Raw genomic sequence first — 11,891 nt, 5'->3', positions numbered from 1 at the left:
TACGATGGATTCGGAAGGGCCCGCCCGTCCGGCGCGCGCCAGGCACGGCGCGGCACGAAGCCGGAGCGGACGAACCCTCCACTGTTGCAAGCTGACGGTGTCAGCCGGTGTGGTGCGTCCCCGTTACCGGACGCACTGCATCGACACCGAGATGCCGTTCACCCAGCGCCAGGAGCCGGTGAACCGGCCCTTCTGGTTCACCAGGCACCAGATGGCCATGCCGGCGAGGAGCGTCGCGCCGAGGGCGAGCAGGACGGCGATGAACACGAGGAACCAGGCGTCGTAGCGGACGAGCAGGTTGTCGAAGCGGTCCTTGGCCTTCTCGGCGAGTGCGGCGCCGGTGGTGGTCGCCTTGACGCCTGCGAGTGTCATGAACTCGGTCATGTCGATGTTCCCTTCCATGGGATCCTGAGGAGATCGGCTGCGGCCCTTGCGGATCGCAACCGTTGTGGAGTCGGCCGGGGCTGATGTGCCGGTCCCGTGCCGTGCCTTCGATGCTGGCGAACATCACGGTGCGCGGTCAAGGGATCGCGCGCTCGTTGCGGGGCGGCCGTCAATCCGTGACGGGCACCCGTCACGGAGATCGGTGAATGGCGATCAGTCCGCGGCAGGCGGCGTTGGCGACGAGTTCGGCCCGGTTGGCGGCGCGGAGGGTGCGGCGGGCGCGGCGCAGCTCCCGTTCGACGGTGCTCAGGGAGATGAACAGCTCGTCGGCGATCTCGGTGTTCGCCATGCCCCGCGCCACGCAGGCGATCACTCGGCGCTGCCGGACGGTGAGGTAGCTGGTGGTGTCGAGGTGCGCGGGCTCTATCTGCATTGCCGTTCTCCGAACTGGCGTTGAACACCGGGAGTCGTCGGTCGCGGTCGGCTGCGGGCGGGGTGGCCGGCGGCCTGTCGGGACGCGGTCGGTCGAGGTCGAGGGGGCGTGCCCATGGCCTCAGGCTAGGGCGGCTCGAGACGGCGCCGATACCAACGAATCCGCATTTTTCCGCCGGGGCGGTTCGTCGCCGGTGGACACCGGACGCCAGAATGCAATCGTGCCCCTACCGACCGGATCCACCCGTTCCGAAGCGCAGCGCCTGGTGGCGTTCTTCGTGGGCGGCATGCGCATCGCGACGGTGATCCAGATGGCGCCGTCGGTCCCGTACGCGCTGGACCGGTCGGCGTACCCGGTGCTCACGGCGGTGAGCTGGAGTGCGGCGCTGGGCATGCTGGTCGGGATCGCGGTGGTCGCGTTCGCGCGCCGCCGGCCGCCGGGCGCGGGTCTGGAGGTGCTGGACGTCGCGGTGGCGGTGGCGCTGCTGGTGGTGGGGTCGTGGACGGTGCCGCCGGGGCTGCGGTTCGGGACCTGGGAGGGGTTCCAGTTGGCGTACGCGGTGTGCGTGGCCTGCTCGCTCGCCGGGGTGCGCCGCCGGGAGGGCTGGGCGGCGCTCATGCTCGCGCTGGCCGCGGCCGAGGTGCATTATCTGGCGCCGACGGTCGACGGTGTCAGGGACCTGCCGACGGCGGCGGGGAACCTGCTCACGCTGCTCGCGGTCGGGCCGCTCACCTGGATCAGCGCCCGCATCGTGTTCCGGTTGGGCGACAAGGCGGACGAGGCCCGCTCCTACGCGGCGCGGGTCGCCCGCGAGGAGGAGGAGCGGCGCGCCCGGCTCGCCGTCCACAACGGGACGGCGCTGCTGCGGCTGCTCGCCGACGACTCCGCGGACGAGGCGACGCGGGCGCGGCTGCGGGTGCAGGCGGGGGCCGAGGTGAACCGGATGCGCGCGTACCTGAGCGGGGCGCCGCGGGCCGACGCCGGCCAGACGGACCTGGCGGCGGTGGTGTCGGGGATCGGCGCCGAGCACGCGGACATGCCGCTGACGGTGGTCGCGGACCTCGCGGTCGGGGTGCGTCTCGACCCGGGCCTGGCCGCGGATCTCGCCGCGGCGCTGCGGAGCCTGCTGCTCAACGTCCACCAGCACGCCGGGGCCGGGCGGGTGGTGATCCACGCCGAGGAGGCCGAGGGCGGCGCGGGCTGGGCGGTGACGGTTCACGACGACGGGGTCGGGTTCGACGCGTCCCCGGACTCGTTCGGGGTGGGGCTGCGCCAGGTCGTGGTCGAGCAGCTCTCGACGCGCGGTGTGACCGCCGCGATCACGAGCGTGCCCGGCCTGGGCACCACGGTGGTCCTGCGGGCGGGGTACGCGCCGATCGGCGGAGAGGAGCCCTGATGGCGCGGTTCGCGATGGTGGACGACGCGACGGCGCTGCGGGCGTCGATCGCGGTCCTGCTGCCGTCGCTGCGGTTCACGTCGGTGCACCGCAGCGTCGAGGAGCTGCTGCGCGAGCGGCCGGAGGCCGACGTGGTGATCCTGGACCTGCATCTGGCGAACGTGCTGCAACCGGTCGCCAGCCAGGGGATCGCGGCCGTCAGGCAGGTCATCGAGGCGGGGTACCGGGTGTGCGTGTACACGCAGGAGGAGCGCCGGTTCGTGCTCGCGGCGTGCCTGGCCGCGGGGGCGCTGGGCGTGGTGTCGAAGGCGGCCTCGATGGAGGAGGCGGAGGCGTCGTTCGCGGCGGTGGCCGACGGGGAGCTGGTGACGCCGCCGGCGGTGACGGGCCTGATCGAGGTGCTCGCGCGCCGGGGCGCGCTCACGATCCTGACGCCGCGGCAGCGCGACGTCCTGGCGGGCCGGGCGCGGGGCCTGACGTACGCCGAGCTGAGCCGGTCGCTGTTCCTGTCGGAGTCCACGCTGCGCGGGTACTGGCGCGACCTCACCGACACGGTCTCCCGGTACCTGCAGGCGACGTCGCCCGGCGACATCGAGCGGGCGCTGGGGCTCGGCCCTGGCGACCTCGTGGACCTCTGGCCCGAGACGGGCCCCTAGCTCGTCACGGTGGTGACCACGGCGGCGGTGGCCGCTGCGGCGACGGCGGCGTTGGTCGCGAGGATCGCGTTGCGCACGGCCTCGGCGGCCCACTGGCCCTGCACGATCTCGTTCGCGCGCAGCTCGAGCTCGCTCCATTTGAGCTCGTCGTAGTGGAGCACCTGGTGCATGCTGCCGCCGGCGGCGAGCAGCGCGATGAGCGCCCCGGTCCGCGCGTCGGGCTCGGCGCCGCGCACGAGGACCGCCTCGATCCCCTCGCGCACCTCGCGCTCGTGCGCGGTGTCGGCCGCGGGCCAGGTGGTGGAGCGGAACAGGCCGAGGAATTTCTTCTCGTCGCGGCGCACCAGCCCCTGCTCGACGAGGCGGTCGGCGACGCGGCCGCGGAGCGTGGCGCCGATCATGACGAGCAGCTCCTGCACGCTCCGCGGCTTGGGCGCGATCACGGCGTAGGCGTCGGCGAGGAGCGGGTCCTCGGGCGCGGCGTCGTCGACCGCGTGGACCTTGGCGGTGCCGAACAGTTTCTGCTTCTCCTCGAAGCGCACGTTCCCGGCCAGCGCCAGGTCCATGAGGACGGCGCCGCCGAGGGGGTAGTAGAGCGTCCCCTCGCCGGCGATGTGCCCCTTCTCGTCGTCGAGCAGGAGCAGCAGGAGGTCTTCAACGATGAGCATCGGGAGAGTGTATGCGAATCCGGGCCCGCCGAAACCCGTCTACTGCGTCTCCAGGATGTTGTCGACGAGTCCGTAGGCCTTCGCGGCCTCGGCGGTGAAGACGCGGTCCCGGTCGGTGTCGGCGCGCAGCTGCTCGGCGGTCTGTCCGGTGTGGCGCGAGAGGATCTGCTCCATGCTGTCGCGGACCCGCACGAGTTCGTCGGCCTGGATGATGAGGTCGGGGATCGGTCCGCGCCCCTGCCCGGCGGGCTGGTCGAGGACGATGCGGGCGTGCGGCAGCGCCGAGCGCATCCCCTCGGCGCCGGACGCGAGGAGGACCGCGCCGACCCCCACGGCCTGGCCGACGCAGAGCGTGGCGACCTTCGGCCTGATGTAGCGGAGCGTGTCGTAGACCGCGAGCATCGCGCTGGGGTCGCCGCCCTCGCAGTTGATGTAGAAGTTGACGTCCTTGTCGGGGTTGGACTCCTCGAGGTGGAGCAGCTGCGCGACGAGCGCGTTGGCGACGCCCGCGTCGATCGCGGTGCCGAGGTAGATGATGCGCCCCGCCAGGAGGTGTGAGTAGACGTCCATGACGCGCTCGCCGCGCCCGCCCTGGTCGACGATCACGTTCGGGATCATGTAGCTGCTCATCGGGTTCCCCTCTCGGATGCGACCCGCAGGCCGATGCCGGGCCGCTCCTTCGGCGCGATCTCGTCGAAGGAGGTGACGACGCCGTCGACGAACCCGAACTCGCGGGCCTCCTCGGCGGTGTACCAGCGGTCGCGCAGCGAGTCCTCGAAGACCCGTTCGATCGGCTGGCCGGTGTCCTCGGCGATGAGCCGCAGGACGGTGTCCCTGGTGTAGCGCAGGTCGTTGGCCTGGAGCTCGATGTCGACGGCGGCGCCGCCGATCCCGGCCGAGCCCTGGTGCATGAGGACCCTCGCGTGCGGCAGGACCCGGCGCTTGCCCCTGGTGCCCGCGGAGAGCAGGAACTGGCCTGCGCTGCATGCGATCCCGAGTCCGAGTGTGGCGACGTCGCACGGCACCAGCCGCATCGTGTCGCGGATCGCCAGCATCGCCGGCACGGACCCGCCGGGCGAGTGGATCCACAGCGAGATGTCGCTCGCGGGGTCGTCGATGGCCAGCGACAGCATCTGCGTCGCGAGCAGGGTCCCGTTGTCGTCGTCGAGCACGCCGTCGAGGACGAGCACGCGCTGCTGATACAGCTCCCGCCGCACGCGTTCGGAGAACTGCTGCGGCCTGTTGTCTTCGCTCATGCCCCCACCCTCCGCCGCGCCCTGCCGCTCCCGCAATCGAATCCGCCCTGAGCAGATCCGCTCTCAGCAGCGGCGCCGGAGATTCGCGGGCCGAAGCCGCGTCATGGACGGCGGGTCCGCGCGTGCTCATGGTGAGCGAGCCGGCCGGGCCTCCACCAGTGCCCGGCCGGTCCGCGACGTCCTTTCAGGTCGGACGGCCGGTCAGGCGAGGAGTCCGGTGAGGATCTTCGCGAGGGCCGCCCGGTGGTCGGGGGCCGGCGCCGGGGCGGGGCCGTCGAGGAGGGCCGTGATGCGCGGGTGGTCGCCGGTCGCCGCGACGTGGGCGAGGTAGGCGGCCGCGCGGGCGGGGCGGTCGGGGGCGGCGTGGTCGTTGAGGGCGAAGGTGGCGACGACGGCGTTGAGGAGGGCGAAGACCTCGAGCCGGGACCCGGCGTCGCCGGGGTGGTCGGCGAGGAGGGCGAGGACGTGGTCGAGGACCTCGACGGCGTTGGGGCCGAGCGTGGGGCGGGTCAGGACGAGTTCGGGGAGCCAGCGGTGGCGCCGCATGACCGCGTAGAGGCCCTCGCCGACGGCGACGAGGTCGGCGACGGGGTCCCCGGTCGGCGGGCGCAGTTCGACGCCGCCGGCGGCGGCGTCGACCATGAGGTCGAGGAGGTCGCCGCGGCCGGAGACGTACCGGTACAGGGAGGCGCCGCCGGTGCCGAGTTCGGCGGCGACGTTGCGCATGGAGACCATGTCGAGTCCGCCGCGGTCGGCCACCGCCAGCGCGGCGGCGGTGATCTCCGGGCGGCTGCGCACCGCGGGCCGGCCGGTGGCGGCGCGCTCGGGGCGCAGCCAGATCGGTTCGTCGTAGTCGGCCATGTCACTCCCCCGTCGTTTGCGAACACTGTACCCGAACGCTAGACTTCGGGAACACCGTTCGCGAACTCCGATCCCGAGGAGGAGCCATGCGCCAGGACCCGACCTCTCCCCCGCCCGCCGCGCCCGAGCCCACCGGCTTCGCGTCCAACGGCGGCGTCCGCATCGCCTACGAGGACCTCGGGGGCGCGGGCGGCGAGCCGCTCCTCCTGGTGATGGGCTCGGCGGTGACCCGCTTCTGGTGGCCGCGGGGCCTGGTCGACGAGCTGATCGGCCGGGGCTTCCACGTCGTGTCGTTCGACAACCGGGACTCCGGCCAGTCCACGCACTTCCCGGCGGTGGCCGCGGGTCCGGTGACCGCGCTGTTCCGCAGGGAGGCCCCGGCTTACACGGGCGAGGACGTGGCAGACGACGCCGCCGCCGTGCTCGACGCGGTCGGCTGGCCCTCCGCGCACCTGTTCGGGCACTCCAACGGGGGCCTGCGCGCGCAGCGCATCGCCCTGCGCCATCCCGGCCGGGTCCGCAGCCTGGCGCTCTCCGCGTCGGTCTCCTCCGACGCCGGGCGCGTGAAGCTCCTGCGCTTCATCCGCTTCGGGTTCGTCGTGAAGATGGCGCGCCTGCGCTTCCCCGAGACCCGCGAGGGCGACCTCGCGATGGGCCTGGCCGTCTCCCGCGCGCTCGCCTCGCCCGGCTACCCGTTCGACGAGGCCGAGGCCCGCTCCCGCATCGAGCGGGACGCCTCCAGTCCGGTCCGCGACCCGAGCACGATGGGGCGCCAGCTCGGCGCGCACTGGTCCGGGCCGGGTCTCGGCACGATCGCGGTCCCCACCGTGGTCTTCCACGGCGACGGCGACCAGCTGCTCAGGGTCGCCGGGGCCCGCGACCTCGCGGCGGCGATTCCGGGCGCGCGCCTGGTCCTCTCCCCCGGTGTGGGGCACGACATCCCGGGGCCGCTGTTCGCGAGGTACGCGGCCGAGGTCTGGGAGAACGCCGCCCGGGCGGCCGGGCCGGAGCGTGTGGAGGCGGGGCCGGACCCGAGCGGGTGAGGCGCGGGTCGGCGGGGCCGGGGATGCGGGCGTGACGGTCGGTGCCGCGCCGTCGACCGCGCTTCCGGCGGCTGGCGACGGCGGGGCGGGGACGATGCCGCAGCGTCCAAGTCCGGGCCCTCAGCGCACCTCGGCGGGCTCGGGGAGGGCGGCGGGTTTGCGGGCCGCCGGGGTGATGAACGCCGAGGCGACGACGAGGACGAGGACGGCGATCAGCGCGGAGCGCAGCCCGTAGTGCTCGCCGAGGAAGCCCAGGGCGGGCGGGCCGACGAGGAAGGCGACGTAGCCGATCGTCGCCGCGAGCGAGACGCGCGCGGCGGTGTTCGGGCCCGAGTCGCCGGCCGCGGAGATGGCGACGGGGAACCCGAGCGAGGCGCCCAGGCCCCACAGGATCGCGGCCGCGGCGGCCACGATCTGGTTGCCGGCGAAGACGACCAGGGCCATGCCGGCCGCGCTGACGAGCGCGCACCCGCACAGGACCGCGACCCGGCCGAAGCGGTCGACGAGGCGGCCGCCGACGAACCGGCCCACCGTCATCGCGGCGGCGAAGACGGCGAAGGTCGCCGATCCGAGGGCGGCGTCCATGCCGTAGCCGTCGACCATGACCAGCGGGAGCCAGTCGTTGGCGGTGCCCTCGGCCATGGCGAGCGCGAGGATGATGCAGCCGATGAGGAGCAGCCGGGAGTCCTTCCAGACCCGGGCGCGCGGCGCGGCGGCGTCGAGTTCGGCCTCGGCCGCGGTGTGCATCCCGACCCCGGCGGGGACGGGGCGGATCGCCACGGCGAGCGAGGCGACCACGATCGCGGCCGCGATCCACAGATGCGCGGCGACGGGGAAGGCGACCGCGGTGAGCACCATGCCGACGGTCGCGCCGACGACGGTGCCGAGGCTGAAGAACCCGTGCATGAGCGGCATCGTCGAGCGCCCGAGCAGGCGCTCGACCTCGGCGCCCTCGATGTTGAAGGCGACCTCCGCGCCGCCCATGCCGCAGCCGAAGAGGCCCAGGCCGATCGCGACGGCGAGGCCGGACCCGGCGCCCGCGCCGGTGCCGATGACGGCCGCGCCGGCGGCCATGGCGAGGGTCCCGGCGATCATCATCGGCCTGGTCCCCCACCGGGAGACGAGCGGTCCGGCGGCGAGGATGCCGGTCATCGAGCCCACGGAGAGGCCGAAGAGGATGAGGCCCATCTGGGCGGTGGAGGCGCCGACGAGGTCGCGCACGTCGGGGGTGCGCGTGACCCACGAGGAGATGGTGATGCCGGGCAGGAAGAACAGCGCGGACAGGGCGTTCCTGCGGGCGGTGGGGGAAGCGGGCACGGGAGGGCCTTCTCAGGACGGCGGCACAAGTCTGTACAACCGTACACACTAAGCGGGGCGGCGCGGCCCGGGGCCGTCGGCCGGATATGGCAGATTGGTCACATGGGCGGAACACGGCGCGAGGTCCCCAACGACCCCGGACGCAAGGAGCGCATCCTCGACGCCGCGCTCGACATCGTCGCCGAGTCCGGCATCCACAAGACCACCCACCGGCGCATCGCCGCCCGCGCCGGGGTCCCGCTCGGGTCGCTCACCTACTACTTCGAGGGCCTCGACGACCTCCTCGTCCAGGCGTTCGCGCGCCTGGCCGACACCATGTCCGTCCACTACCGGCACACCCTGGAGCGGGCCGCGACCCGCGCGGAGGCCGAGGCCGCGGTGGTCGAGCTCGTCTGCGGCCCCGAGTACGGCACCTCGCGCGAGATGACGCTCATCTTCGAGCTGTACGGCTACGCGAACCACCACCCGGCGGTCATGGCGATCGCCCGCGCCTGGCTCCACCGCTCCCGCGAGAGCCTGAAGCTGCACTTCCCCGCGCACGTCTGCCTCGCGCTCGACGTGCTCATCGAGGGCTGGCCGATCCACCGGGTCATCGAGGGCGCCCCGCTGGACCGCGCGCTCGTGGCCGAGACGGTCCACGCGATCGTCACCGGCCTCGACCCGCGGGACTAGGGCGCGGCGGCCGCTCGCCGGCGACAGGGCCGAGCCGTGCGGGGCCGGTCCGCCCGAATCGGATGCGGACCGGCCCCGCGCGGCGGTCAGCGGGCCTCGGCGACGGCCTTGACGCCCGCGAGCCAGGTGTCCACGCCCAGTTGCAGGGCGGCGCTGGGGACGAGCGCGGCGACGACCGGCCCGGCCAGGGTCTCCTCGCAGGACAGCAGGGTCCCCGTCTCGGCGGGTTCGGTGCGGTACACGTGCGTGAAGCGCGCGCCGGCGCTGACGCTGACGTAGGCGAGGAGGCGGCCGGGTTCGACGGCGCCGAACGTGGAGGTGATCCGGTTCGGTCCGGCGCTCCAGGTGAAGACGCCGCCGGTCCGGGCGGGGCCGTCCGATTCGACGTCGTGGACGTCGCCGCGGACCTTCGGCCAGGCGTCGACGTCGGCGAGGACGGACCACACGGTCTCGGGCGCGGCGTCGACGCGGATCGCTCCGGCGGCCTGAGTGGGGGCGTGCTCGTCGACGCGGCCGGCGGCGACCTCGGCGAGGAGGGTTTCGAGGCCGGGCCCGGCGTAGAGGGCGCCGCCGAGGGGCGCGGCGCCGGCGGCGAGCCAGCCGTCCGGGTCCTCCAGGACGGCGATCCCGGCGGCGCCGGGCAGGTCGAGCCCGTCGGGGGCGGGCTCCTCGGCGAGGCCCGGTTGCGGGCCGGGGGTGAGCGCGAGGACGGACCAGACGTGCTCGTTCCAGCGCAGGAGTCTGATGGTCATGGGGGTTCCTTCCGTTGTCGTACGTCGTACCGTACAACATACGCTAGACGTACCGCGTACGGCAAGGCATTAGACTCGGCGCGTGAACTCGCAACGATGGCCCGACCCCGGCACGACCCTCCCGCTGCTGTGGCGCACGGCCGAGCGCCCGAGCCGCGGCAGCGGCCTGACGATCGGCGCGATCGTGGAGGCGGCGGTGGCGCTCGCCGACGCCGACGGGATCGGGGCGGTGACGATGCGCGGCGTCGCCGAGCGCCTCGGCGTCGGCACGATGTCGCTGTACACGCACGTTCCCGGCAAGCGGGAGCTCCATGCGCTCATGCTCGACCGGGTGTTCGCCGACGCGGCGGCGGTGGCGGGCGGCGACTGGCGCGAGCGGTGCGCGGTGATCGCGCGGCAGGACCGCGCGCGGTACCTGCGGCACCCGTGGCTGCTGGAGCTGCCGGCCGCGCGGCCCGCGTTCGGGCCGGGGGTCGCGGCGAAGTACGAGCGCGACCTGGCCGCCCTCGACGGGTCGGGCCTGCGCGCGGCGGAGATGAACGCGGCCGTGATGGCCCTGACGAGCTTCGTGTACGGCGCGGCCCGCTTCCAGAGCCAGGCCCGCGACGACGAGCGCGACGGCCGCACCGAGCGGCGGTTCTGGCAGGACCACGAGCCGTTCCTGCACCTCGTCCTCGACCCCGCGCGGTTCCCGACCGCCCACCGCGTCGCCGAGGAGGCCCGCCGCGACGGCGACGCCGACCACGACTCCTCCTTCGAGTTCGGCCTCGAACGCCTCCTCGCCGGCATCGGCGACCTCGTCGAGGGCCGGGCCTAGGCACGGGAGAGGGCGGGCGGACCGCGGTGCGGTCCGCCCGCCGTGGAGCGGCTCGGTCGGCTCGGGTCGGCGACCCGGGCGGCGGTCAGGCCCGGCGGCGGGCGCCGACCGCCAGGGCCAGGCCCGACAGCACGGCGATCGAGGCGGCGACCACGAACCAGGCCGTGGCGACCCCGGTCTTGGGGAGCTTCGGGCCGTCGCCGGCGATCCTGAGTTCGGCGGTGTTGTTGCGCAGGTCGCCGTCGAGCTCGCCGGGGTAGTCCTCGTCGCCGAGGGTGACGACCTGGACGTAGCCCTTGTCGCTGGACTTGTCGTCGGTGATCTCGACGGTGAGCTTCCACTTCAGGACGGTGCCCGGGTTCGTGCTGTAGAACAGGCAGGCGAAGTCGATCTCGTCCTCGTCGACCTCCGGGAGGGAGCCGTTGAGGAAGTCGCTCGCGCCCTCCTCGCAGTGCCAGCCGTCCTCGGGCGGGGTGACGGCGACGAAATCGGCGCCGTCGGGGAGCACGCCGACGACCGCGTACGACCCGGGTCCGTCCATGAAGGTCGGCGCCTGGGCGGGGCCGAGGTTCTCGACCGGGACGGTGAGCGTGACCTCGTCGCCCTTGCCGCCCTTGAAGGTCCCGCCCTCGACGGCGAGGTCGTAGGTCTGCTTCTCGTTGCGGATGTCGATCGCCCCGGAGGACGGGTCGAGGAACTCGGACTCGGGGTCGGCCACGGACTGGAGGCCGAGCACGTCGCCCGAGCCCTCCCAGGTGGGCTCGCCGAACCAGGACTCCAGCGACTCGGCGTCGATCGGGAAGACCGAGTAGGAGCAGCCGCAGACCTGGAGCGGGCCGGGCGCGGTCGCGGCGACCTCGTAGCGGATCCGGTCGGTGAAGGTGAAGACGGTGCCTTCCGCGTCGTCGAAGTCGGTGATCGCGCAGACGAGCGCGCCGTGGTCGTCCATGCAGTTGTCCCAGTCGTCCTGGGGTGCGACCAGGCCCTGCGGGAGGTAGTCGGCGCCGAAGGCGGAGACGACGACCGCGGCGGTGTCGGCCGGGAGCGGCTGATCCTGGAGGAACTCGGGCCGGACCTCGGCGAACTCGCCGGGGTCGACGCCCTCGTAGGAGACGTCGCTGTGCAGGTACGGGAACTCGGTGTCGGGGGCGACGACCTCCATCTCCTCGTCGACGACCAGGACGGTCTCGCCGTCGACGGCGATGGTGATCGTGTACGGGTGGACGCCGGTCGCGGCGCCGGGGTCGGCGGTGTACATGTAGCTGAAGTCGACGGTGCGGTCGGCGTCGGCCGCCTCGCACGAGAGCAGCCCGGTGGTGGCGTCGGGGCCGCAGCCGCCGTACTGCGGGTCGTTGTTCGCCCAGTAGACGACCCCGGTGTCGGGCGCGAGCGAGAAGTCGGCGGTGACGTCGTGCTCGCCTTCGGCGAAGTCGTCGCCGAACACGATGGTGAGCTCGCCGTACAGCTCCTCGCCGTTCGCGGTGATGAGGTGGGCGGCCGGGTGGACCACGTCGACCGGGACCGGCGCCTGGGCGGCGGCCGGGGGCGCGAACGCGCCGTCGCCGAGCGCGGCCGCGACGGCCGCGGCGGCGAGGACGCGGCCGCTGCGCGAGGGGGTGCGGGATCGCATGACTGT

Annotated in this window: 14 protein-coding genes; 5 read left to right on the top strand and 9 right to left on the bottom strand. The window is 73.7% G+C overall.

The window, feature by feature from the left end:
- Nucleotides 1-123: 123 nt before the first annotated feature.
- Nucleotides 124-384 carry a hypothetical protein gene (locus tag ABD419_RS20850; RefSeq protein WP_425556147.1) on the bottom strand — a complete coding sequence of 87 codons (261 nt, stop codon included), beginning with the start codon at nt 382-384 and terminating at the stop codon, nt 124-126.
- A 190-nt stretch (nt 385-574) separates the two neighbouring features.
- On the bottom strand, nt 575-817 hold the full coding sequence (locus tag ABD419_RS20845; protein ID WP_344490598.1) for a LuxR C-terminal-related transcriptional regulator: 243 nt from the start codon (nt 815-817) through the stop codon (nt 575-577).
- A gap of 220 nt (nt 818-1,037) precedes the next feature.
- Between ABD419_RS20845 and ABD419_RS20840 the strand changes: the two genes are divergently transcribed.
- Nucleotides 1,038-2,213, top strand: coding sequence for a sensor histidine kinase (locus ABD419_RS20840; protein WP_344490595.1), 1,176 nt, complete (start codon nt 1,038-1,040; stop codon nt 2,211-2,213).
- Entirely contained in the window at nt 2,213-2,869 is a 657-nt protein-coding gene (locus ABD419_RS20835) for a helix-turn-helix domain-containing protein (protein ID WP_344490592.1), read from the top strand. The genes ABD419_RS20840 and ABD419_RS20835 overlap by 1 nt, the downstream gene beginning before the upstream one ends.
- On the opposite strand, the gene ABD419_RS20830 is transcribed toward ABD419_RS20835, so the two are convergent.
- The 4 genes from ABD419_RS20830 to ABD419_RS20815 form a co-directional block, all read right to left on the bottom strand.
- Nucleotides 2,866-3,537: a GOLPH3/VPS74 family protein gene (locus ABD419_RS20830; RefSeq protein ID WP_344490589.1), complete on the bottom strand. Its 672-nt coding sequence runs from the start codon at nt 3,535-3,537 to the stop codon at nt 2,866-2,868. The genes ABD419_RS20835 and ABD419_RS20830 overlap by 4 nt on opposite strands.
- Before the next feature lie 39 nt (nt 3,538-3,576).
- Nucleotides 3,577-4,167, bottom strand: a complete 591-nt coding sequence (locus ABD419_RS20825) for a ClpP family protease (protein WP_344490586.1) — start codon at nt 4,165-4,167, stop codon at nt 3,577-3,579.
- The gene (locus tag ABD419_RS20820) at nt 4,164-4,793 is read right to left on the bottom strand and encodes a ClpP family protease (protein WP_344490583.1); all 630 of its coding nucleotides are present in this window, start codon (nt 4,791-4,793) and stop codon (nt 4,164-4,166) included. Before ABD419_RS20820 ends, ABD419_RS20825 begins: the two co-directional genes overlap by 4 nt.
- Before the next feature lie 201 nt (nt 4,794-4,994).
- Nucleotides 4,995-5,654, bottom strand: a complete 660-nt coding sequence (locus tag ABD419_RS20815; RefSeq protein WP_344490580.1) for a TetR/AcrR family transcriptional regulator — start codon at nt 5,652-5,654, stop codon at nt 4,995-4,997.
- An 86-nt stretch (nt 5,655-5,740) separates the two neighbouring features.
- Between ABD419_RS20815 and ABD419_RS20810 the strand changes: the two genes are divergently transcribed.
- Nucleotides 5,741-6,697, top strand: coding sequence for an alpha/beta fold hydrolase (locus tag ABD419_RS20810; protein WP_344490577.1), 957 nt, complete (start codon nt 5,741-5,743; stop codon nt 6,695-6,697).
- A gap of 120 nt (nt 6,698-6,817) precedes the next feature.
- Here the strand turns inward: ABD419_RS20810 and ABD419_RS20805 are convergent, their stop codons facing one another.
- On the bottom strand, nt 6,818-8,014 hold the full coding sequence (locus tag ABD419_RS20805; RefSeq protein WP_344490575.1) for an MFS transporter: 1,197 nt from the start codon (nt 8,012-8,014) through the stop codon (nt 6,818-6,820).
- 102 nt (nt 8,015-8,116) lie between these two features.
- On the opposite strand from ABD419_RS20805, the gene ABD419_RS20800 reads away from it, so the two are divergent.
- The gene (locus ABD419_RS20800) at nt 8,117-8,686 is read left to right on the top strand and encodes a TetR/AcrR family transcriptional regulator (protein ID WP_344490572.1); all 570 of its coding nucleotides are present in this window, start codon (nt 8,117-8,119) and stop codon (nt 8,684-8,686) included.
- An 86-nt stretch (nt 8,687-8,772) separates the two neighbouring features.
- Here the strand turns inward: ABD419_RS20800 and ABD419_RS20795 are convergent, their stop codons facing one another.
- Nucleotides 8,773-9,438 (bottom strand): SRPBCC family protein, encoded by a 666-nt coding sequence (locus ABD419_RS20795; RefSeq protein ID WP_344490569.1) that lies wholly within the window; start codon nt 9,436-9,438, stop codon nt 8,773-8,775.
- A gap of 82 nt (nt 9,439-9,520) precedes the next feature.
- On the opposite strand from ABD419_RS20795, the gene ABD419_RS20790 reads away from it, so the two are divergent.
- Nucleotides 9,521-10,255: a TetR/AcrR family transcriptional regulator gene (locus ABD419_RS20790; RefSeq protein WP_344490566.1), complete on the top strand. Its 735-nt coding sequence runs from the start codon at nt 9,521-9,523 to the stop codon at nt 10,253-10,255.
- Nucleotides 10,256-10,340: 85 nt separating this feature from the next.
- On the opposite strand, the gene ABD419_RS20785 is transcribed toward ABD419_RS20790, so the two are convergent.
- Nucleotides 10,341-11,885 carry an LPXTG cell wall anchor domain-containing protein gene (locus tag ABD419_RS20785; protein ID WP_344490563.1) on the bottom strand — a complete coding sequence of 515 codons (1,545 nt, stop codon included), beginning with the start codon at nt 11,883-11,885 and terminating at the stop codon, nt 10,341-10,343.
- Nucleotides 11,886-11,891 lie beyond the last annotated feature (6 nt).

Origin of the sequence: Glycomyces endophyticus (genome assembly GCF_039531525.1) — a bacterium.
GTDB classification, from domain to species: domain Bacteria; phylum Actinomycetota; class Actinomycetes; order Mycobacteriales; family Micromonosporaceae; genus Glycomyces; species Glycomyces endophyticus.
Note: the sequence above shows the minus strand (reverse complement) of the source record. Positions and strands in the feature narration are given on the sequence as shown.